Origin of the sequence: Streptomyces avidinii, assembly GCF_014650695.1 — a bacterium.
Classification (GTDB): domain Bacteria; phylum Actinomycetota; class Actinomycetes; order Streptomycetales; family Streptomycetaceae; genus Streptomyces; species Streptomyces avidinii.
Map to the genome: position 1 here is coordinate 177,308 of NZ_BMVL01000013.1, position 22,112 is coordinate 199,419.

16 protein-coding genes and 1 pseudogene are annotated in these 22,112 nt (G+C 73.1%); 11 read left to right on the plus strand and 6 right to left on the minus strand.

Annotated elements, in window-relative coordinates:
- Positions 1-27: 27 nt before the first annotated feature.
- Positions 28-1,551 (minus strand): tRNA (N6-isopentenyl adenosine(37)-C2)-methylthiotransferase MiaB, encoded by a 1,524-nt coding sequence (miaB, locus tag IE257_RS29120; RefSeq protein ID WP_189972854.1) that lies wholly within the window; start codon positions 1,549-1,551, stop codon positions 28-30.
- Between the two features lie 319 nt (positions 1,552-1,870).
- Here miaB and IE257_RS29125 point away from each other — a divergent pair, with 319 nt between their 5' ends.
- A complete protein-coding gene (locus tag IE257_RS29125) occupies positions 1,871-2,866 on the plus strand; it encodes a TAXI family TRAP transporter solute-binding subunit (RefSeq protein ID WP_189972855.1) in 996 nt (331 codons plus the stop codon).
- Positions 2,867-2,908: 42 nt separating this feature from the next.
- Here the strand turns inward: IE257_RS29125 and IE257_RS29130 are convergent, their stop codons facing one another.
- From IE257_RS29130 to IE257_RS38615, 3 genes and pseudogenes are all read right to left on the minus strand, one after another.
- Positions 2,909-3,940 (minus strand): ROK family protein, encoded by a 1,032-nt coding sequence (locus tag IE257_RS29130; protein WP_229920728.1) that lies wholly within the window; start codon positions 3,938-3,940, stop codon positions 2,909-2,911.
- Positions 3,941-3,942: 2 nt separating this feature from the next.
- Entirely contained in the window at positions 3,943-5,070 is a 1,128-nt protein-coding gene (locus tag IE257_RS38610) for a LacI family DNA-binding transcriptional regulator (RefSeq protein WP_229920729.1), read from the minus strand.
- 2,871 nt (positions 5,071-7,941) lie between these two features.
- Positions 7,942-9,483: pseudogene (locus IE257_RS38615) on the minus strand (glycoside hydrolase family 38 N-terminal domain-containing protein); the annotation flags it as partial.
- A gap of 199 nt (positions 9,484-9,682) precedes the next feature.
- Between IE257_RS38615 and IE257_RS29140 the strand changes: the two are divergent.
- The gene (locus tag IE257_RS29140) at positions 9,683-10,969 is read left to right on the plus strand and encodes a glycoside hydrolase 5 family protein (RefSeq protein ID WP_189972857.1); all 1,287 of its coding nucleotides are present in this window, start codon (positions 9,683-9,685) and stop codon (positions 10,967-10,969) included.
- Positions 10,970-11,023: 54 nt separating this feature from the next.
- Positions 11,024-13,213 (plus strand): endo-beta-N-acetylglucosaminidase, encoded by a 2,190-nt coding sequence (locus IE257_RS29145; protein WP_189972858.1) that lies wholly within the window; start codon positions 11,024-11,026, stop codon positions 13,211-13,213.
- Positions 13,214-13,302: 89 nt separating this feature from the next.
- Here the strand turns inward: IE257_RS29145 and IE257_RS29150 are convergent, their stop codons facing one another.
- Both IE257_RS29150 and IE257_RS29155 read right to left on the minus strand, forming a co-directional pair.
- Positions 13,303-14,715, minus strand: a complete 1,413-nt coding sequence (locus IE257_RS29150; RefSeq protein WP_189972859.1) for a sensor histidine kinase — start codon at positions 14,713-14,715, stop codon at positions 13,303-13,305.
- Between the two features lie 12 nt (positions 14,716-14,727).
- The gene (locus IE257_RS29155) at positions 14,728-15,444 is read right to left on the minus strand and encodes a response regulator transcription factor (protein WP_189972860.1); all 717 of its coding nucleotides are present in this window, start codon (positions 15,442-15,444) and stop codon (positions 14,728-14,730) included.
- Between the two features lie 294 nt (positions 15,445-15,738).
- Here IE257_RS29155 and IE257_RS29160 point away from each other — a divergent pair, with 294 nt between their 5' ends.
- The 8 genes from IE257_RS29160 to IE257_RS29190 all read left to right on the plus strand — a co-directional run bounded on the left by IE257_RS29160 (position 15,739) and on the right by IE257_RS29190 (position 22,088).
- Positions 15,739-16,524 (plus strand): amino acid ABC transporter ATP-binding protein, encoded by a 786-nt coding sequence (locus tag IE257_RS29160; RefSeq protein WP_052871785.1) that lies wholly within the window; start codon positions 15,739-15,741, stop codon positions 16,522-16,524.
- 118 nt (positions 16,525-16,642) lie between these two features.
- The gene (locus tag IE257_RS29165; protein WP_189972861.1) at positions 16,643-17,494 is read left to right on the plus strand and encodes a glutamate ABC transporter substrate-binding protein; all 852 of its coding nucleotides are present in this window, start codon (positions 16,643-16,645) and stop codon (positions 17,492-17,494) included.
- A gap of 83 nt (positions 17,495-17,577) precedes the next feature.
- Positions 17,578-18,252, plus strand: coding sequence for an amino acid ABC transporter permease (locus tag IE257_RS29170; RefSeq protein WP_189972862.1), 675 nt, complete (start codon positions 17,578-17,580; stop codon positions 18,250-18,252).
- Positions 18,249-19,142, plus strand: coding sequence for an amino acid ABC transporter permease (locus tag IE257_RS29175; protein ID WP_189972863.1), 894 nt, complete (start codon positions 18,249-18,251; stop codon positions 19,140-19,142). Before IE257_RS29170 ends, IE257_RS29175 begins: the two co-directional genes overlap by 4 nt.
- 188 nt (positions 19,143-19,330) lie before the next feature.
- The gene (locus IE257_RS29180; RefSeq protein ID WP_189972864.1) at positions 19,331-20,959 is read left to right on the plus strand and encodes an FAD-dependent monooxygenase; all 1,629 of its coding nucleotides are present in this window, start codon (positions 19,331-19,333) and stop codon (positions 20,957-20,959) included.
- Positions 20,960-20,991: 32 nt separating this feature from the next.
- Positions 20,992-21,078: a putative leader peptide gene (locus IE257_RS39535; protein ID WP_311318651.1), complete on the plus strand. Its 87-nt coding sequence runs from the start codon at positions 20,992-20,994 to the stop codon at positions 21,076-21,078.
- A gap of 78 nt (positions 21,079-21,156) precedes the next feature.
- Entirely contained in the window at positions 21,157-21,702 is a 546-nt protein-coding gene (locus IE257_RS29185) for a cupin domain-containing protein (protein WP_189972865.1), read from the plus strand.
- Positions 21,699-22,088: a rhodanese-like domain-containing protein gene (locus tag IE257_RS29190; protein WP_372453094.1), complete on the plus strand. Its 390-nt coding sequence runs from the start codon at positions 21,699-21,701 to the stop codon at positions 22,086-22,088. Before IE257_RS29185 ends, IE257_RS29190 begins: the two co-directional genes overlap by 4 nt.
- Positions 22,089-22,112: the final 24 nt, after the last annotated feature.

Genomic DNA, 22,112 nt, shown 5'->3' on the forward strand with positions numbered 1-22,112 from the left:
TAGCCGCAGGCGCGGAACCCGTGTCGCTCAGGAGGAGGCGGGCACCGAGCAGCCGGAGGCGACGGTCGGCAGCGGCGCCGGGACGCCCAGCGTCGGGATGCCGAGCATGACGCCCGCCGGCTGGGCCGGGGCCGCGTTGCGCTTCTCCCAGGCGTCGCCGGCGCGGGTTCGGCGCACCGTCGGCGTCGGCCCCTCGGCCAGCAGGTGGTGCGGAGCCGCGTAGGTGATGTCCACGGTGACCACGTCGCCCGGGCGGACCTCCGCCTCCGGCTTCGTGAAGTGGACCAGGCGGTTGTCGGGCGCGCGGCCGGAGAGGCGGTGCGTGGCGCCGTCCTTGCGGCCCTCGCCCTCCGCGACCATGACCTCGAGGGTGCGGCCGACCTGCTTCTTGTTCTCCTCCCAGGAGATCTCCTCCTGGAGGGCGACCAGGCGCATGTAGCGGTCCTGCACGACCTCCTTGGGGATCTGCCCGTCCATGTCGGCGGCGGGGGTGCCGGGCCGCTTGGAGTACTGGAAGGTGAAGGCGTTCGCGAAGCGGGCCTCGCGCACCGCGTGCATCGTCTGCTGGAAGTCCTCCTCCGTCTCACCGGGGAACCCCACGATGATGTCGGTGGAGATCGCGGCGTGCGGGATCGCGGCGCGGACCTTCTCGATGATGCCGAGGAACCGCTCCTGCCGGTACGAGCGGCGCATCGCCTTGAGGATCGGGTCGGAGCCGGACTGCATCGGCATGTGCAGCTGGGGCATCACGTTCGGGGTCTCGGCCATCGCCGCGATCACGTCGTCCGTGAAGTCGCGCGGGTGCGGGGAGGTGAAGCGGACCCGCTCCAGGCCCTCGATCGCACCGCAGGCGCGCAGCAGCTTGCTGAAGGCCTCGCGGTCGCCCAGGTCCGAGCCGTACGCGTTCACGTTCTGGCCGAGCAGGGTGATCTCCGAAACGCCCTCGGCGACCAGGGCCTCCACCTCGGCGAGGATGTCGCCGGGCCGGCGGTCCTCCTCCTTGCCGCGCAGCGCCGGGACGATGCAGAAGGTGCAGGTGTTGTTGCAGCCGACGGAGATCGAGACCCAGGCGGCGTACGCGGACTCGCGGCGCGTCGGGAGCGTGGAGGGGAAGGCCTCCAGCGACTCGGCGATCTCGACCTGCGCCTCCTCCTGGATGCGCGCGCGCTCCAGCAGCACGGGGAGCTTGCCGATGTTGTGCGTACCGAAGACGACGTCGACCCAGGGAGCCCGCTTGACGATCGTGTCGCGGTCCTTCTGCGCGAGACAGCCGCCGACGGCGATCTGCATGCCGGGGCGCTTGGTCTTCATCGGGGCCAGCCGGCCGAGGTTGCCGTACAGCTTGTTGTCGGCGTTCTCGCGGACCGCGCAGGTGTTGAAGACCACGACGTCGGCGTCGCCGTCGGCGCCCTCGGGCGCCCGGACGTAGCCGGCGTCCTCCAGCAGACCGGAGAGCCGCTCCGAGTCGTGCACGTTCATCTGGCACCCGTAGGTGCGCACCTCGTAGCTTCGCTTCACGTCCACTGCCTGGCTCCGGTCGCTGCTGGTCATGCAATAAGGGTAGGCGGTACCCGGTGGCCCTCCGGTCCCCCGTTCGGCCGACCCCGGCGGAAGGCGGTGGCCGAAGAGGACGAGCGGCAGGTCCTGGGCTTCCGCGTGCACGGGGGTTCCCTCTCGGTAGGACCGGTCCGGGTCGTCCGCGCGCAGCCGGATGCCGGTCGGGTCCACGCCCGAAGGGGCGGGTCGCCCCGGACCGGCGCGGCGACGGGCCGCCCGGCCGCCGCCCACGAGCTGCTGCGACGGCTCCGCCCCGGGGCCCCGGACCGGCCGCGCCGTGACAGGACGGCGGCCGGGTGGCAGGATCGCGGCCATGCCTCTCGTACCGCCCCGGATCAGCAGGCGCCACGCCCTGCGGGTCCTGGTGGCCGTACTCGCCGTCCTCGGGATCCTGACCTGGTGGCTGAAGCCCTTCGGGCAGCCGGATCTGAGCGGCGAGCTGACCTTCAGCACGGGCGCGCGGACCGGGGTCTACCACCGGTACGGGTTGTTGCTGGAGCAGGCGCTCGGTCCGGAGATACCCGGGGTGGACGTACGGCTGGAGACCAGCGAGGGCTCGCAGGAGAACCTGAAGCGGCTGGCCACCGGTGAGGCCGACTTCACGGTGGCGACGGCCGACGCGGTGGCCAAGTACCGGCTCGACGGGAAGCCCGGCGCGGACCGGCTGCAAGGGGTCGCGCGGCTCTACGACGACTACGTGCAGTTGGTGGTCCCGGCCGGCTCCCCGGTGCAGTCGGCCCGTGACCTGCGTGGCAAGCGGGTCGCCATAGGTCAGCCGGGCTCCGGGGTACGGCTGGTCTCGGAGTGGCTGCTCAAGGCGGCCACGATCGACCCGGTGCTGGACGTCACGCCGGTGTCCATCGGCATCGACACCATGCCGGGCGAGTTGGAGGCCGGCCGGATCGACGCCTTCTTCTGGTCCGGCGGCCTGCCGACGAACGCCGTGCGCGAACTGTCGGAGCGCTTCGACATCCGGCTCGTGCAACTCGGCGACCTGGTGGAACAACTCCAGGAGAACGGCGGCCCGGCACGCTACTACCGGACGGCGGTCATGCCCCAGGACGCGTACACACGGGCCCGCAACACCAGCTCGGTGGCGACCCTGGCCGTGCCGAACCTGCTGGTCACCACGGCGGGGGCCGACCCCCGGCTCACCGAGCAGCTGACGCGGACGGTGATCGGCAGCCGCGACCTCGTCGGCCGCGAGGTGCATGCGGCGCAGCTCGTGGACCTGCGGACGGCGATCTACACCGACCCCCTGGAGCTGCACGAGGGCGCCCGCCGGTACTACCGGTCCGTCAAGCCCTGAGGCCACCGAGGACCCGGAGAGCCCCCGGAGAACCTCCGGGGGTCACGAGGACGACGAGGGCAGCAGCATCGTCGCCGCCGCGGCCGCGCCGATCAGCCCCGCGTGGGTGCCCAGCATCGCCGGGACCACCTGGACGTCCTTGACGAAGGAGAGCGTGGCGTAGGCCGCGAGGTGGCGGCGGATCGGGGCGAAGAGGGTGTCACCCGCGGCCGCCACTCCACCGCCGATGACGGCGATGTCCGTCTCCACGAGTGTCGCGGTGGCCGCGATGGCGGCGGCCAGGGCGCGACCCGCCCGGTCGAATGCGGCCAGGGCGATCGGGTCGCCCGCGGCGGCGGCAGCGGCCACGCCCGCCGCCGTGGCATCGGCTCCGCCTCCCTCGGTGCCCGACGGGGCGTCCGACGCGGGGTCCGACGGCTTCCAGCCGTGGTCGAGCGCCCAGCGGGCGATCGCCGTGCCGGAGGCGATCGACTCGACGCAGCCGCGGCTGCCGCAGACGCACGGTTCACCGTCGAAGGCGACGCTGATGTGACCGATGTGCCCCGCGTTGCCCGTGGGGCCGGGGTGGAGCTGGTTGTTCAGGATCAGGCCACCGCCGACGCCGGTGGAGACCACCATGCACAGGGCATTCGCATGCCCGCGGGCCGCGCCCAGCCAGTGCTCGGCGGCGGTCATCGCCACCCCGTCACCGGCCAGCACCGTCGGCAGATCGGCCCCGTGCGCCGCGAGCTCCGCCACGACCCGCTCCTGGACGGGGAAGTCCCGCCACGCGCCGATGTTGACCGGGCTGACCGTGCCCCGGGAGGCGTCCACCGGTCCGGCGCTGCCGATCCCGCAGCGGACCGCCGAGGCCCACAGCGGCGACTCGGACAGCTCGGCGACGACCTCGGCGACCGCCGCCATCACGCCGTCCCCGTCCACGCCGCGCGGGGTCGGGCGGCGGGTGGTGGCCGTCATCGTGCCGTCGGGGTGCACCAGCGCCCCGGCGATCTTCGTACCGCCGATGTCGATCGCCACCGTAGGGCCGGAGGAAGCTGCGGCGGCTCGCGGTGCGGGGAACGGGGCGGTGGGAATGATCACGGTGGCGGCTCCAGGAAGGGTTCAGGATTCAGTATGCGCCGGGGCGGCGCCGTGCTCTCGCGAGGCTCCAGCCGCGGCTGCTCGCTGATCCGGACCCCGGGCGGGCTGCCCGCGAGGACGGCCAGGAGTTCCTCGGCGGCCAGCCGGCCGAAGCCGGCGGTGTCCCGGACGAGCGCGGTGAGCCGCGGATGGGTGACCCGGCAGAGCGCGGAGTCGTCCCAGGCCACGATCGACAGCCGGCCCGGGACGGGGATGCCCAGCTCGGCGGCGACCGCGCTCCCGGCGACGGCCATCACGTCGTTGTCGTAGACCAGCGCGGTGGGCGGCAGCGGCTCGGCGAGGACCCGGCGGGTGGCGGCCGCGCCCTCGGCGTCGGAGTAGTCGGTGACCACCGAACGCACCTGGTCCGGGCCGAGCCCTCGCCGGGCCGCCTCGGTCCGCAGGGAATCCATCCGGTGGACCGTGTGGGCGAGGCCGGGGAGTCCGGCGATGTGCGTGATGCGGCGGTGGCCGAGCCGGTGGAGGTGGTCGAGCACCTGGGCCATGGCACCTGCGTCGTCGGCCCGGACCGAGGAGAGGGTCCCGGACGGAGCGCCCCCGCCCCCGCCCCCTGCTTCGGCCCCCGCGCCGGCTCCTGCCCCGGTGTCGCCCGTCGCGGCCGCCTCGCCGATCGTGACGGCGGGCAGGGCCAGTTGCTCCAGGAGCGCCGGGCGCGGGTCGCTCGTACGCGGGTCGACCACGAGGACGCCGTCGACCCTCCGCTCGGCCCACCAGCGGCGGTAGACCGCGCATTCGGCGTCGATGTCCTCGACGACCTGGAACAGCAGGGCGGTCCGGGCGGCGGAGAGCACCTCCTGGATGCCGGAGACGAGCTGGAGGAAGAAGGACTCGACGCCGAGCGTGTGCGCGGGCCGGGCGAGGACCAGGCCGACGGCACCGGACCGTTCGCCGGACAGGGCCCGGGCGGCGCTGTTGGGCTGCCAGCCGAGTTCCTCGGCGAGGCGGCGGATCCGGGCGCGGGTGTCCTGCGAGACGCCCGGCCGGTCGTTGAGCGCGAAGGAGACGGCGCTCTCCGACACCCCGGCCTGCCGGGCGATGTCCTTGATCGTGGGTCTGCGGGCCATGGCCTGTCTCATTCGTCCTTCGAGTGCGTCACGCGTGGCGGAATACGGAGGGCAATGGCCGGACCGTACGCGATCCTGCCCTGGCAGACCGCCTTGACGAGCATCCAGTGGTCCCCGGGAGGGGTGTCGAGCGGGGGACGCAGCTCGAACTCCACCTCGGCCACCCCGTCCGCCGGGACGTGCACGGGCCGGGTCGCCGGCCCGATCAACCCCCAGGTGCCGTACGGGGAGACGGCGTGGGCCAGTCCCGTCAGCGCGGTCCGCACGCCGGTGGCGCCGATCCGGACCGGTACGCGCCCCCGCGCGCCCGGGGCCACGGTCACGGCCGGCTCGGGCGCCTCCACCCACAGCCCGGCCGGGACGGAGCCGCCGGGCACGGTGACCGTCAGCACGTCCTCGAACTCCCCCGCGGGGGTGGCGGCAAGGATCCTGACCAGGTGTTCTCCGGGGCCGGGACCGGAGCCGGGGCCGGGGCGATCGCCGGGGCCGAGCCCGGTCAGGGCTCCCGCCCCGGCTGCGGGCACCACGCTCAGCGGGATCCGCTCGTGCCCACCCGGTGCCAGGTCCACGACGCGCCGGGTCCAGGAAGCCTGCCAGCCGTCGGGGGCACGGACCTCCAGCGCGACGGGTCCGCGCGCACCACCGTGGGCGGCGAGCGTGACCGTCGCGGCGGACGGGTCTCCGTCGCATGTCACCGTGTACGGAGCGTCCCCCAGTGGGGCGGTCCCCGTGTTGTGCAGCCAGTAACGGCTGAACACGGGCTGCTGCGGCTCCCGTTCCCCCTCCCGCAGCGGCATGCCCGAGGCAGTGGGCAGCAGCAGTGTGGTGGTGGCCGTGCCCCGGATGCCCGCCGCGAAGGCGCCGCGCGGGCGGTCCAGCAGGTCCGCCTCGACGACCGGATCGGGTGCCTGACCAGGGCCTTGGACCTGGGCCAGGACTTGGACTTGGACCTGGAGCGGGGCCAGGACCAGGACCGCGCACCTCGGGCTCCGCCGCGCGGCCGTGCGTCTCGCGCAGCCGGACCGCGAGGCCGCCCTCCTCACCCCGTTTCACGGCCTCGACCAGGACCCGGTCGGCCGGTTCCACGCCGAGCAGCGACCGGGTCGCCGGCCTCGGACCGCCCGTCGGGGCGGTGACCACGGCGGTGAGCGGCTTGTTGAACTCCCTTCCCCGGCGCGGCAGATCCAGCGCCCGCCAGTCCCCCTCGCCCGCGACCAGCGCGTGCTCGAAGACGTGCGTCCAGTGCTGGAGCTGGAAGGAGCTGCCGTCCGGGGCGGTACGGCGGGGCGGGTCCATCCACTCCCCGGCCGGCCGGCCGGTGCAGGAACGCATCAGGTTGCTGTGCAGGCGGCCCGCCGTGTCCACCGCGAAGCCGGGCGTGCCGCGGACGAGGATCCCGACGGTCCGCTGCGCGTACGGGGCCTCGCGCCCGGCCACCCCGGCCACCCCGGCCGGCTGCCCGCCGGCCTCCAGGCGGCCCGAAGCGGCGACGGCCCGGGCCAGTTCCGCCGGTGGCCCGGTGTGCACCAGGACCGGCAGGTCCCGGATCCCGGTGAGGTCGCAGCCGGGGCTCCAGAGCGCGCGGAGCGGGGCCCGGGCCGGGATCCAGACCCGGGCGTGCTCTCGTACGGCCTGTGCGTACGCGGGATCGGCCGTCGCCAGCACCGCCGCCGTGAAGGCATTGGCTCCGGGGCCGCCGAGGGCGATCCGGAAGTCCGGGAGGCTGCTGTCCGCCGCCAGGTCGCCCCAGCGCGGACCGGCGGGCCGGGTGGGGGTCGCCGTGACCCCGTACCGGCCGAGCGCGGTCACCAACTCCCGCAGTCCGTCGGGAGTTCCCGCGTCCGGCAGCACGATCTCCGCCGCGCCCAGCGCCCGGTCCGGCCCGACCAGCGGCGCCGAGAGCGCGAACCAGTTCAGGCAGGGGCTGTCCAGGGTCCACGGGGCCCGCGTGTGGTCGGCCCCTGCATCCACCCCGGGAAAGGCGAAGCCGCGTCCCACCGCGGCGGCAGCGGTCTCCGCGACCGGGATCGCACCCGGCACATCGGCGGGTACCCGCAGCCGCACCAGCTGGTCGGAGCCGGTGAACCCGTCGACGCACGTGGTCAGTTCGACCCGGTCGAGGCCCCGCCACAGGGTGGTGGTGCGGGTCCAGCGGACCGGCCCGGTGCGCCCGGTGGCGACGATCCGCGCCCCGAGCGGCCCCCGCTCCACCCGGCAGGAGGTGGCGGGCGCGGAGCCGGATCCGGTGCCCGGGCCCTTGGGGAGCAGGTGCCAGGGCCCCTCCTCGAAGAAGGGGTGCCGGTCGTACTCGTCCTGTACGAGCAGTTCGTCCACCTCCCCGGTGCTCATGAGCTCCTGCCCCGTGCGCCGGTCCAGCAAGCGGGCGAGTCCGCCGCCGCGTGCCGGGTCGGCCTCGGCACGGAAGGCCTCGTTCTCCACGGCGAGGCCCTCCGCCGGCTCCCAGCCGCCCGAGGCCGGACTCCCCCGGTCCGGGGCGTCGGTGGCCCCGGCGGCCGCCAGCCACCAGGTCCGGTGGCCGAGCGAGGGCACCTCCTCGGCGAGGAAGACCAGCTCCGCCCGGTCGCCGGCCGCGGCCTCGACATGGACGGGCGCGCACCGGCCCTCGGCGTCACGGAGGGTGATCCGGTGCTCCTGCGCGGCCGTGATCCCCGCGAGCCCCGCGACGGCCGACGCGGCCGCGTCCAGTGACACCCGGACCAGGTCGGTCCGCGGCCACGACACCGGGTTGTACACGGTGACCGCCAGCAGCCCCGACCCCGGCTCCGCCTCCCCCTCCGGCCCCGGCGCCGGCACCGGCACCGGCACCGGCACCGGCACCCGAGTGTCCGCCGCGTCCGTCAGTGCGGCCAGCGCCTCCTCCCGTACGGCGGCCGCCAGTTCGTACGCCTCCCGCCAGGTCGGCAGCAGGTCCAGGTACACCTGGTCGGAGAAGGTCCCGGTGACGGCGTCGTGGTGGGCGGCGTGCACCAGGTGGCGCCAGGCCTTGCCCAGCGTCTGCGCCGGATGGTCCAGGAGTCCCTCGGCACAGGCCAGGGCCGCGAAGGCCTCCGCCTGTTCGAGGAGGTTCTCGGCGGCCCGGTGCGCCTGTTTCACGTCGGTGTAGGTGACGTCCTTGCCGGTGTACACGGGGCCCATCTCCCGGGTGACCGGTAGCGGCCGCTCGCCTCGCGCCGCGAACTCGGCCCGGACGGCGTCGAAGTGGGCGCGCGGCCCGGAGTGCTCCATGCGGGGCCAGCAGTAGCGGCGGTTCCAGGCGTGCTGGACGTCCAGGCCCCAGCGGTGCGGCCAGGAGAAGTCCGTGCCCATCGGGATCAGGACGTTCCGGGTCGCGGCGCAGGTGCGCAGCAGTTCGTACAGGTCGAGCAGCTGCTCGGCGGCGGCCTCCGCGTCCGGCGCCCCGTGGGAGGGCCAGCCGGCCGAGTAGTGCGCGGGCAGGTAGTGCAGCAGCAGTCCGTCGCCGCCGGGCGCGATCCACTCGTACTCGGCGGGCAGCTGCATCGCGGCGGGTGCCCGCAGGGGATCCCCCCAGCGGTCCGTCATCGGGCCCCAGTGGTGGTGGGGGCCGCGCGCGAGGACGGCGGAGTCGAGCCCGCAGCCCGCCATCAGGGCGGGGAAGGACGGGTCGTGGCCGAAGGCGTCGAGCTGCCAGGCGGTGCGCGGGTCCGCGCCCAGGGTGCCGCGGTGCAGGGCGAGGCCGTGGACCGCGCCGCGGAGGGTGGTCTCGGCGGAGACGAGGTTGGTGGACGGCTCGTTGTAGGTGCCGCCGACGATCTCGACGCGGCCCTCGGCGATCAGCGCGCGCAGTTCGGCCCGGTCGGCCGGGTGGGTGTCCCAGTACGGCTTGAGGTAGTCGACCTCGGAGAGCACGAAGCGGTACGCGGGGTCCTCGCGAGCCTGCTGGAGGTGGAGCGGGATCAGGGTGAAGGCGGGGACGCCCTCGTGCTCCCAGCCGCGCTCCACCTCTCCGGGCCGCAGCGGGGTGTCCCACAGGGCGGTGTAGGCGGCCTGGGTGTTCCACCACCTCGGGTCGTAGTGGAAGTGCGGGACGAGCCGGACGGTCCAGCCGGGCTCGGCGACGGTCAGCGCGAACGGCAGCTCGGCGAGCGGCCGCCCGTCGGGGGTGGCTACGCGGGCGGTGGCGGCCAGCAGCTCGCCCGGCGCGGCGGCGCCGGTGCGGACGGCGACCTCGACGGTGGAATCCGGTGCGCACTGCTGCGCCCGCAGGATGCGCGGGTGCGGCGTGGTGAGGCCCGCGCCGTGCACGGTGACGTGCAGCGGCCCGACGGGCCGGTCCCTGCGGATCCTTGCGCGGACCACCTGCGCGGGCGCTCCTGGCGGTCCGGTGAACAGGGCCGGAGTCGTGACCGCCGTGACCGAAATACCGCTGTACATTTCCACACACTTCCCTGCGGCCAGCCACAACTAAAGCGCATTAGTCAGCCCAGGTTCTGCCGGACACAACCCTTGTGTCAACTGGGCTGAAGCGCATAAGTAGGTGGACGTGAGGCCTTGTTGACTTTCCTCTTCGACACCGGCAGGTTGTGGCCCGTCCGCTGAATTCCTGCAGAACTCCAGAACCCCAGGACGCCCTGTGCACGATGACGCGCTCCGCTTCGGCGCCAACTACACGCCGGCCCGCGGCTGGTTCCACCACTGGCTGGACTTTGACCTCGACGAGGTCCGGGCCGACCTCGACTCGATCGCCGCGCTCGGGCTGGACCACATCCGCGTCTTCCCGCTGTGGCCGGTCTTCCAGCCGAACCGGACGCTGATCCGGCCGCGCGCAGTCGAGCAGCTCGTCGCGCTCGCCGACGCGGCTGCCGAGCGCGGGCTCGACGTCAACGTGGACGGTCTGCAGGGGCACTTGTCGAGCTTCGACTTCCTGCCCGCCTGGACCCGGACCTGGCACCGGCGCAGCATCTTCACCGACCCGGACGTGGTCTCCGGGCAGGAGGAGTACCTGCGCACGCTGGCCGCGGCCCTCGCCGACCGGCCGAACTTCCTGGGCATGACCGTCGGCAACGAGATCAACCAGTTCTCCGACGCCCCGCACCCGGACCCCGACCGGATCACCCCGGACCAGGCGGCCCGGTGGCTGGAGCGGATGCTGGCCGCCTGCGAGGAGGGTGCGCCCGGGCGGCTCCATCTGCACGCCGAGTACGACGCCGCCTGGTACCGGGACGGGCACCCCTTCACCGCGGCCCAGGCGGCCCGGATGGGCGCGGCCACCGCCGTGCACTCCTGGGTGTTCAACGGCACCGCGCAGCGCCACGGCGGGAGCGGGGCTGCGACCGAGCACCATGCCGCGTACCTGATCGAGCTCTCCAAGGCCTGGGCCCTCGATCCGCACCGCCCCGTGTGGCTCCAGGAGGTGGGCGCGCCGGCGCCGCTGATCCCGCCCGAGCGCGCGGCGGGGTTCACCGAAGCCACGGTCGCGAACGCGCTGGACTGCCCGGACGTGTGGGGTGTGACCTGGTGGTGCTCGCACGACGTGTCGCGCGGGCTCGCGGACTTCCCGGAGCTGGAGTACGGCCTCGGCCTGCTCACCAACGACCGCCGGACCAAACCGGCCGGCGCCGCCATCGCCCGGATCACCGAGGAGTGGCGGGGCCGCGCGCACCGCCCGGCCCCGCGGACGACCGCGCTCGCCGTGGACGTCGGCGGGCCCGGCGGGAACGGCCGGAGCTCGGGCGGGGCGGCGCAGGCGGCTGCGGGGCGCTCCGTGTGCGCCCCCGGCGGCGCGTTCTTCGAAGCCTGGGCCGCGCTCGCGGCCCGGGGGGTGCGCCCTTCGGTGGTGCTGGCGGAGCACGCCGCGGACCCGGCCCATCTGGCCGCGCGCGGCATCACCGAGGTACTGCGCGTGCACGACGTGACCTGACCGGTCCCGACCCGATCCCGATCCCGATCCCGATCGCCTCGTGAGGAGCCCCGCATGCCCGACACCGGCAACTCCACCGACCGCGCCAGCAACAGTTACAGCTACAGCTGCACGGGCGTCGATCCGCGTACGCCTCCGCCCGCCGCGATACGGCCGACCCGGCGCAGAGTGCTGGCCACCGGGGCCGGGGCCGCCGCGCTGCTGGGCCTGGCGGGCCGCGCCCGGGCCGCCGCCGCGCCGTTACCCGCGCCCGCGGGGGCGGCGGCCACCGTACCGGCCCCGGCCGACCTGGCCCCGTACGCCTCGTACTGGTTCCCGGATTCCCTCCCGGCGGGGACGCCCGGCCCCGGGATCGTGTGGCGCTCGCTCAGCCGGTGGACCCCCGAGAGCGATCCCGACCTGGCCCACAACACCGCGACCGTGCCCCTGGCGGAGCGGTTCACCCCGGTTCCGGCGAACCGGGACGCCCGGGCCGGCCAGGCCCGGATCTCCTCCCTCGTCTCCTTCGGGCCCACGGCCGGGAACCCCGCCCAGGGCTCCCCGACCGCCGACCACTACGCGCTCACGCACTGGGCGTACATCGACGAACTGGTCTTCTGGGGCGGCTCCGCCGGCGAGGGGATCGTGCTCGCACCGAACGCGCCCGTGGTCGACGCCGCCCACCGCAACGGGGTCCGGGTGCTGGGCAACGTGTTCCTGCCGCCCGTCGCGTACGGCGGCGACCTCCGGTGGACCCGCGACCTGGTCCGGCGGGATACCCTCGGCCGCTTCCCGCTCGCGGACCAACTCGTCAGGGTGGCGCGGACGTACGGCTTCGACGGCTGGTTCGTCAACGCCGAGACCGATGGCGGGGACAGCGCGCTCGCCACCCGGATGCGGGAGTTCCTGCGCGCGCTGCGGGCGGCCGGCGAGCCCCACGGTCTGCGCATCACCTGGTACGACGCCATGAACAGCACGGGCCGGGTGGGCTGGCAGGGCGCCCTCAACGCGCTCAACCAGGAATTCTTCGAGGACCGGGCCGGGAAGGTCTCGGACACGATGTTCGTGGACTTCCGCTGGACCCCGGACAGTCTGGCCGCCTCGGGCGCCCTCGCCGACCGCCTCGGCCGCTCCCGCCACGACCTGTGGGCGGCCGTGGACACCGAGTCGCGCGGCTGGGACTCCCCCGTCGACTGGAACGCGATCGTCCCGCGCGATCGCGACCATGTCGTCAGCTACGGCTTCTACCGGCCGGAGTGGACCCGTAACCACCTCACCGACCGCTCCCCGGGGGCCTTCCACCGCGCCGACGACCGGTTCTGGACGGGCGAGTCCCTGGATCCGGCCCGCCCCGCGCCCGGGGCCCGCTGGCGGGCCCCGGCGACGGCCGTCGCCGACCGGTCCACCGTCACCGGGCTCCCCTTCGCCTGCTCCTTCAACACCGGGCACGGGCTGCGCTGGTACCAGGACGGCAAGGTCGCCTCCGACACGCCCTGGAACCACCTCGGGCTGCAGGACCGGCTGCCGGGCCGCCGCTGGGCGGTGGAGACCGCCGGGGCGCGCCCGTCGGTCACCCTGGACTTCGCGGACGCCTGGCGCGGCGGCTCCAGCCTGCTGGTCGAGGGCGCCCTGACCGCTCCCGTGGTCATCGGGTTGCACTCCACGCGGTTGCCGCTGACTCGCGGGTCGGTCCTGGAGCTGGTGCACGCCGCCGGGCCGGAGCCGGTCGCAGTGGAGATCGGGGTGGCCGTGCGCGAACCGTCGGCCCCCGGCGAGCCGATCCCGTACACGTGGTTGCCGGCCGCGAACCGGGGCGGCGGGCAGGGCTGGCGCACGACACGGGCCGGGTTGGCGCCGCTGGCCGGCGGGACCGCGTACGGCCTGGCGGTACGGATCACCGCGCCCGGGACGAAGCCGGTGCTGTGGCGGATCGGCGCCCTGTCGGTGCACGACGAGCCCCGCACCCGGCGCCCGGCACCGCCCACGGCTCCGGTCGTCGACGCCTCGGTCCGGCAGGACGGCCGGGCGTGGCTGCGCCTGTCCTGGCGGGCGGCGGCCGGTCCGGGCGGGCGGCCGCGCCACTACGAGGTGTGGCGGATCCTGCCCGACGGCGGCCGCCGCTTCCTCGGGGGCACCTGCGGCACCGCCCTGTACCTGCCCGCCGTTGCGCGCGCCGGACGGGAGCGGGCGGCGGCCTTCGAGGTCCGGGCCGTCGACGAGCTGTACGCGGTGTCGGCCCCGGCGCGGGTCTCCCTCACCTGGTAGCGGCGGGGGCAGTGGCCCGGGGCAGGCGCCCCGAGGGTTGCGCGCCCATGTGGGTTCCGCGCCCTGCGGGTCGGTACGCGGCCTGCGGGTTACGCAGACTGCGGGTCGGTGCGCGGGACCGCCACCGTCACCCGCAGCCCGTGCGGCGGGTTCGTCCCGTAGGAGAGGGACCCGCCGCCTGCGGCGAGCAGGGCCCTGGAGATCGACAGGCCAAGCCCGGAGCCCTTGATGTTCTGGTGGCGGCCGCTGCGCCAGAAGCGGTCGCCGACCCGGAGCAGCTCGTCCTCGGTCAGGCCGGGGCCGCGGTCGGCGACGACCACGCGGACGGAGCGCCCGGCGACGGAGACGGAGACCTCGACCTCCTCACCCGTGGGGGTGAATTTGAGGGCGTTGTCGACGACGGCGTCGAGCGCGCTGGACAGGGCGATGGGGTCGGCCCATCCGGTGACTGCGGTCCGGCCCGTCTCGGTGAGCCGTACGCCCTTCTCCTCGGCGTAGGGTCGCCACGCGGCGACCCGCTCGGCCGTCAGCGCCCCGATGTCGGTCAGGCTGATCTCGGCGGAGGCGTGCTCGGCCAGCGCCAGGTCCAGCAGGTCGTCCAGGACCTGGGTCAGGCGCTTGCCCTCGGTGCGTACGGAGGCGATCTCCTCGTTGCCCTCGGGCAGTTCCAGGGCGAGCAGCTCGATCCGCAGGAGCAGCGCCGCGAGCGGGTTGCGCAGCTGGTGGGAGGCGTCGGCGACGAACGCCCGCTGCTGCTCCAGGACCTCTTCGACGTTGTCGGCCATCTCGTTGAACGAGCGGGCCAGGCGCTGGAGCTCCGGGGGGCCGCCGGCGGCCGCGACGCGCGAGTTCATGCGCCCCGTGGCGATGCCGTGCGCGGCGGCGTCCAGGGTCTGCACGGGCTTGAGCACCCAGCTGGTGAGCCTGAGGGCGGCACCGAAGGCGACCAGCATGGCGGCGGCGAGCCCGCCGGCGATCAGCAGCCAGCCCTTCAGGATCCGGGCGCGCATCTCGTCGGTCGGGGATTCGGTGGCGACGACCGCGACGACGTCGCCGTCGAGGACCACCGGGGAGACGACGAGCAGCTTGCCGTGGGTCTGCCAGGGCCACACCTGAGGCGGATCGTGGCTGCGCCGGCCGGCCAGCGCCTCCTGGAAGGCGCGGCGCCCCTCGCCGGATTCCGGGAGCTGCCACCAGCTCGGGGACCGGACCATGGCGTTGTCGTCGCGGTAGAAGATGCCGGCCCGGATTCCGTACAGGGTCTGGTAGCGGGCGAGTTCGTGCTGGAGCGTCTCGCGGCGCTCGTCGGCGCCGGTGGCTCCGGAGCCCTGGGCGTCGATGAAGAACTGGGCGAGGGCGGCGAAGCGGGCGCTGTCGTCGATCCGGTCGACGACCACCCGCTGCTGCTGCCCGGCGGCCAGGCTCACCGCGAGCGGGAAACCGAGGGCGAGCAGCGTGCCCGCCATCAGGATGACGAGCAGCGGGAGCAAACGGGCACGCACGACAGGGGACCCCTAGGGAGCGCCCGGGGCGACGAGCCGGTAGCCCACCCCTCGGACGGTCTCGATGAGGGCGGGCATGCGCAGCTTGGAGCGCAGCGAGGCGACGTGGACCTCCAGCGTGCGGCCGGTCCCCTCCCAGCTCGTGCGCCACACCTCGCTGATGATCTGCTCGCGGCGGAAGACGACTCCGGGCCGCTGCGCGAGCAGGGCCAGCAGGTCGAATTCCTTGCGGGTGAGCGGTACGTCGGCGCCGTCCACACTGACCCGGCGCGTGGGCAGCTCGATGCTGACGGGGCCGAGCCGGACCGTGGCGGGCGTACCGCTCCCGGGGGCGGCGGCCTCCTCGGCGGCTCCGGTGCGCCGCGCGACGGCGTGGATGCGGGCGAGGAGCTCGCCGGTGTCGTAGGGCTTGACCACGTAGTCGTCGGCACCCATGTTCAGGCCGTGGATGCGGGAGCGTACGTCGGCCCGCGCGGTCACCATGATCACCGGGGTGGCGGTGCGCTTGCGGATCTTGCCGCACACCTCGTAGCCGTCCTGGTCGGGCAGGCCGAGGTCGAGCAGGATCACGCCGTAGGGCTGGGGGCAGGCCGGGGCGCCGGCGGGCAGCAGCGCCTGCAGGGCCTCCTCGCCGTTGCGGGCGTGGGTGACCTGGAAGCCGTGGCGGGAGAGGATCGCGGAAAGGGCCGCCGCGACGTGGTCGTCGTCCTCGACGAGCAGCAGTCTCATGGGTCCCCCTCTCCTCTTTCTCTCACTTCTGGCTCGGACCGCACCCGGAATGGTCACACGCGGGGCCACCATGCATCCACGCCCATGAGGAGTCCCACGTCAAGGGTGTCCCGCTCCGGCGCGCCTTCCGTTATGCACCCGGTACGCGTACATGATCGACCAGATCGGTGTCGCGCACGGAGCGTATCCGGAAGAGGCCGGATCGTTATCCTCAATTCTCCCTCAGATGTGATGACGTTGTGCGCGTCACCTCACTACTGTCCTCCCAACCGAGGAGGACGGAGCAAGAAGCCGATGAGCGGAGTATCAGTGACCAAGGACGTGCAGGACGCGGCCGGTGCCGCAGACGACCTGGTCGTACTGAGCAACGTCAACAAGCACTTCGGCGCGCTGCACGTGCTTCAGGACATCGATCTGAGCATTGCCCGCGGTGAGGTGGTCGTGGTGATCGGTCCCTCGGGATCGGGCAAGTCCACGCTGTGCCGGACGATCAACCGCCTGGAGACCATCGACTCGGGCACCATCACGCTCGACGGCAAGGAACTGCCCTCCGAGGGCAAGGAACTCGCCCGGCTGCGTGCCGACGTCGGCATGGTCTTCCAGTCGTTCAACCTCTTCGCGCACAAGACGGTGCTGCAGAACGTCATGCTGGGCCAGCTGAAGGTCCGCAAGACCGACCAGGCCGCGGCTCACGAGAAGGCGGTGGCCCTGCTGGAGCGGGTCGGCGTCGGCTCGCAGGCCGACAAGTACCCGGCGCAGCTCTCCGGCGGTCAGCAGCAGCGCGTGGCGATCGCCCGTGCGCTGGCCATGGAGCCGAAGGTGATGCTCTTCGACGAGCCGACCTCGGCCCTGGACCCGGAGATGATCAACGAGGTGCTGGAGGTCATGCAGCAGCTCGCCCGCGAGGGGATGACCATGGTGGTGGTCACGCACGAGATGGGCTTCGCGCGCTCCGCCGCCAATCGGGTCGTCTTCATGGCCGACGGAAAGATCGTCGAAGAAGCGACTCCCGAGCAGTTCTTCAGCAACCCGCGCAGTGATCGGGCGAAGGACTTCCTGTCGAAGATCCTGCACCACTGAGGTTTCCGTCTGGTAGGCATCCGTATGCGGATCGTCACCGGAACGGTTCCTGTCGGCCGTGCGTGCGCCGTAAGCGTCGCTCGTCGTTCAACAACGTCTCATCCGAGGGAAGTTCACCATGAAGATCTCCAAGGCCGCTGCGGCCGCGGCCATCGCCGTCGCCCTTTCCCTGACCGCGACCGCGTGCGGCGGCAGCAAGCAGGACGCCGCCTCTGACGGCGGTGCCTCCGGCGGCGCCAAGGACAAGATCGTCGTCGGTATCAAGTACGACCAGCCCGGCCTGGGCCTGAAGACCCCGGACGGCAAGTACACCGGCTTCGACGTCGACGTCGCGACCTACGTCGCCAAGGAGCTCGGCTACCAGCCCGACCAGATCGAGTTCAAGCAGGCCGTCAGCGCCGAGCGCGAGAACCTGATCGCGAACGGCGACGTCAAGTTCGTCGTCGCGACCTACTCGATCAACGACAAGCGCAAGGAGAAGGTCGACTTCGCCGGCCCGTACTTCCTCGCGCACCAGGACCTGCTGGTCCGCGCCGACGACTCGAGCATCACCAAGGCCGAGGACCTGAACAAGAAGAAGCTCTGCTCGGTCACCGGCTCCACCTCGGCGCAGAACGTCAAGACCAAGCTGGCCCCCGAGGCCGACCTGCTGGAGCAGGGTGGCTACTCCGAGTGCCTGACCGGCCTGGAGAACAAGGCCGTGGACGCGCTGACCACGGACAACTCGATCCTGGCGGGCTACGCGGCCCAGGAGAAGAACAAGGGCAAGTTCAAGCTGGTCGGGCTGAGCCTGAGCAACGAGAACTACGGCATCGGTCTGAAGAAGGGCGACAAGGAGCTCCAGACCAAGATCAACGCCGCGCTCAAGAAGATGGTCGAGGACGGCAGCTGGCAGAAGGCCGTCGACAAGAACCTCGGCCCGGCCAACTTCAAGAGCGAGCCTGCCCCGCAGATCACCGAAGGCAGCTGATTCATCGGTGAGGAGCGTCGCCGCCCGCCTGCCGCGGGCGGCGGCGCACCTCACCGGCCATCCTGGGGAGAGCGCAGGGCATCGTGTTCGATTTTCTTGATTCCGGGCAGTACGACGTGCTCGGAGCCTTCTGGGTGACGGTTCAGCTCACCCTCTACTCGGCGGTCGGGTCCCTGATCTGGGGCACCGTCCTGGCGGGGATGCGGGTCAGCCCGGTCCCGCTGCTGCGGGGCTTCGGTACCGCGTACGTCAACCTGGTGCGCAACACCCCGCTCACCTTGCTGGTCATCGGCTGCTCACTGGGTCTCAGCCAGACCCTCGGCATCAACCTGGGCGGCGACACCTTCAAGGAGACCGGCTTCCGGCTCGCGGTCCTCGGACTGATCGCCTACACCGGCACCTTCGTCTGCGAGGCGCTGCGCTCCGGCATCAACACCGTGCCCGTGGGTCAGGCCGAGGCGGCGCGCGCACTGGGGCTGAGCTTCTTCCAGGTGCTCACCCTGATCGTGCTCCCCCAGGCCTTCCGGGCGGTCGTCGCACCGCTCGCCAACGTACTGATCGCGCTCACCAAGAACACCACGGTGGCAGCCACCATCGGCGTGGCCGAGGCGGCCCTGCTGATGAAGGAAATGATGGAGAACGAGGCGCAGGCCCTCTTCGCCGTCTTCGCGATCTTCGCCCTCGGCTTCGTCCTGCTGACCCTGCCGACCGGCCTGTTCCTGGGCTGGGTGGCCAAGCGAGTGGCGGTGAAGCGATGACCTCCGTGCTGTACGACGCCCCCGGCCCCAAGGCCAAGGTGCGCAACTGGATCTACAGCGGGATCTTCGTCGTCCTGTTCGCTCTCGTCATGTGGTGGGCACTGTCCCTCATGGCGGAGAAGGGCCAGCTCGCCGCCGACAAGTGGACGCCCTTCGTCACCGACAGCCAGGTCTGGACGACGTACCTGATCCCCGGCCTCCTGGAGACCCTCAAGGCCGGCGCGCTCGCCATGGTGATCGCCCTCCCGCTGGGAGCGGTCCTGGGCATCGGCCGACTGTCCGACCACGCCTGGGTGCGGGGGCCGGTCGGTACGTGGGTGGAGTTCTTCCGAGCCATCCCGGTCCTGATGCTGATGCTGTTCAGCTCCGCGCTGTACTCGCCGCAGTTCATGGACGTCCCCTCCGACACCCGGCCGTTCTGGGCCGTGGTCACGGGTCTGGTCCTCTACAACTCGGCCGTCATCGCCGAGATCGTCCGGGCCGGCGTGCTCTCCCTGCCCCGCGGCCAGACCGACGCGGCCAAGGCGATCGGCATGCGCAAGGGTCAGACCATGGCCTACGTGCTGATCCCGCAGGCCGTCACGGCGATGCTGCCGGCCCTGGTCAGCCAGCTCGTGGTGATCCTCAAGGACACCGCGCTCGGTGGCGCCCTGCTCGGCTTCGCGGAACTGCTCTCCATGAACCGGCAGATCTCGGCCAACTACAGCAACACCATCGCGACCCTCTTCGTGATCGCCCTGATCTACATCGTGGTGAACTTCGCCCTGACCAGCCTCGCCTCCCAGCTGGAGGGCCGGCTGCGGAAGTCGAAGAAGGGCACCGGTGCCGTGCTCGGCGCGGAAGAGATCGACGACCCGGTTCCCGGTGCGAACACGGCGGCCGGAGCCTGACACCGGAGCCCTTCCGGACGGCCCCCCGGGGCTGACATCCGGTCAGTGATAGTGCGCGACAAGTGTGGTGCGGCGGAACTCATCCGCCGCACCACGCTGCGTTGCGCCCTCGGGTGTCACTTGACGCGGGCACCTCCAATGGGTTGCATACGTTCTGTGATCACATACCGGACATCGGGAGCCGCGCCATGGACCCGGTGATCGTCGTCGGCGCGGGGCCCGTCGGACTGTCCCTGGCGCTCGCCCTGGCGGGCGCGGGTGTGCCCTCCGTCGTGCTCGACGAAGGGCCCGGCAAGGAGGAGGTCCGGCCCGCCCGTACCGTCGTCCTGCACGCCGATACGGCCGCCATGGTCCACCGGCTGGGGTGTACGACCCTGCGCGACGAGGGGGCGTACTTCGCCGCCTGGCGCACCATGCGCCGGCGCCAGGACGACCGGCGGATCACCTTCGAGGACCGTCCGGCCCCGCTGCACGTGCCCCAGCACGCGCTGACGCGCGAACTGCGCGCCGCCGCCGTGGCCCACCCGCTCGTCCAGCTGGTCACCGACAGCAGACTGGACTCCCTGGAGCAGGACGACCGGGGCGTCACCGTGCACACCCGGGGCGCCGGAACCACGTGGTGGCGCGGGAGTTACCTGGTCGGCTGCGACGGCGCCCGCTCCACCGTCCGCAAGCTGCTCGGCATCCGCTTCCCGGGCCGCACCGCGGTGGAACGGCACGCCGTGGCCGCGCTACGCACCGAACTGCCCTGGCCCGGCGAGGCCCTGCTGTACCGCAACCCGCCGCAGGAGACCACCTCCCGGCCGCTGCCCGACGGAGTGTGGCGGCTGGACTGGCTGCTTCCGGCCCGCGGGGAGCTCGTGACGCCCGACGCCCTCGTGACCCTGATCCGCGACACCCTCGCGGTGTGGTGCGGCGGCACGACACCCCCGTACGACCTCATCGACACCGGGGTCCACACCCTGCACCACCGCCTCGCCCGGCGCTGGCGCGACGGTCGCGCGTTCCTGGCGGGTGACGCCGCACACCTGCTGGGCGCGCTCGGCACCCAGGGCGTCGAGGAGGGGCTCCGGGACGCCGAGAATCTGGCGTGGAAGCTCTCCCTGGCCTGGCACCAGGGGGCCTCCGAGGCCCTGCTGGACAGCTATGAGGGCGAGCGGCGCACGGCGGTCGCCTCGCGGCTGCGCGCGGCCGACCAGGCGATGCCGACGCTGCGGGCGGGCAGCGGCCTGCGCAGCTACCTCCCGGGGGCCGCGCGTTCCGCCGAGTCCCTCCTCACCGACGGCCACCTGGGGCGGGGGCCGCTGGGCGCGGAACCGACCTACGCCCCGCCGGTTGCCGTACGGGAGGTCCCGACGGCCACGGAGCCGGGTGCTCCGGTGGCCGACGTCCCGGTGACCGCCCCGGACGGGGCCACCGTGCCGCTGCGGGACCTGCTGGGACAGGGCCGGCTGCTGGTGGTCCTGGTCGCTCCCGGCACCGGGGTGTGGGACCGGCGCCACTGGCTCGGCGCCGGGCTGATGCCCCGCCTCGCCGCTGCGGTGAGTGCGCTCCCGGTCCGTACCGACCTGCTCGTCGCGGACAGCTACCCGGGGGCCCCGGCGCACACGGTGCTGCTCGTGCGGCCGGACGGACATCTGGCGGCGACCTTCGCGGGGGTCCGACCGGCGGAGCTGTACGAGGCGGCGGACACGGTTCGGGCGGGCGCGCCCGCGTCCCGGTTGCCGGCGCCCTCCGCACCGGCCTCACCTTCCGCGCCGTCACCGGCGCACACGAAGGCATCGACGACCACGACACCGATCGTGGTGATCGATTGACCGTCTCCGGGAGTCCGTGGTTCACTCGCGGAATGACCGGCAACGACGTACGCCTGTGGCGGAGGGTCCATATGGACCTGCTCCGCTACGCGGGCTGCGTGTGTCGCCCTTCCTGCTGATTCGCCCTTCCCTCCGCGCGCCCCGTGCCGTCCACCGGCCTGCGCGCACCTCCGCGAACCCAGGAACGGTCCTCCTTCATGTCTGCACCCGTATCCGCACCCGCGCACGCCCCCGAGCACCTGCCCGCCGGGGGCCCCACGGCCGCCGAACTCCTCGACTTCGCCCTCCGCACGGCGGCCGACGCCGCGATCGTGGCCTCGCTGCCGCTCGACCCCGAGGGCCGCACCTGGATCCGGCTGGACGGGCCGGGCGGCAGTGAGGCGTGGCTGATCGGCTGGCCGCCGGGCACCGGCACCGGCTGGCACGACCACGCCGAGTCGCGGGGCGCGTTCGCCACCGCCCGCGGCCGCCTCACCGAGCACTCGCTGACCGTGCGCCTGCCCTCGGAGGGCTGGAAGTCCCTGGAGCTGGCCCCGGACGTCGACCGCCACCGCACGCTGGCCGCGGGCTCGGGACGAGCCTTCCGGGAGCACCACGTGCACGAGGTCCTCAACGAGTCGCAGGCCGAGCACGCGGTCTCCGTGCACGCCTACTACCCGCCGCTTCCGCTGATCCGCCGCTACAGCCGCAGCGGCCCGGTGCTCAGCCTGGAGCACGTCGAGCGTCCGGCGGACTGGCAGTGAACGCCCCGATCGGCATCGACGAACTGCTGGAGCGGATCCGCGCGGGCTACACGCGACTGGACGCGCAGGAGGCGTACGCCGCCTCGCGTGCCGGGGCCCTCCTGGTGGACATCCGGTACCAGGCCCTGCGCGAGCGCGACGGATTGATCCCGGGCGCGCTGGTGATCGAGCGCAACGAGCTGGAGTGGCGGCTGGACCCGCGGGGCAGCCACCGCGTCGCCGAGGCAACCAGCCACGACCTCCAGGTGGTGGTGATCTGCAACGAGGGCTATGCCTCCAGCCTCGCCGCGGCCTCCCTCCACGCCCTGGGCCTCCACCGCGCCACGGACCTGACCGGGGGCTTCCAGTCCTGGAAGTCGTCCGGCCTCCCGGTCACACCGACCTGACGTTCTGAGGGGGCGTGCGCAACA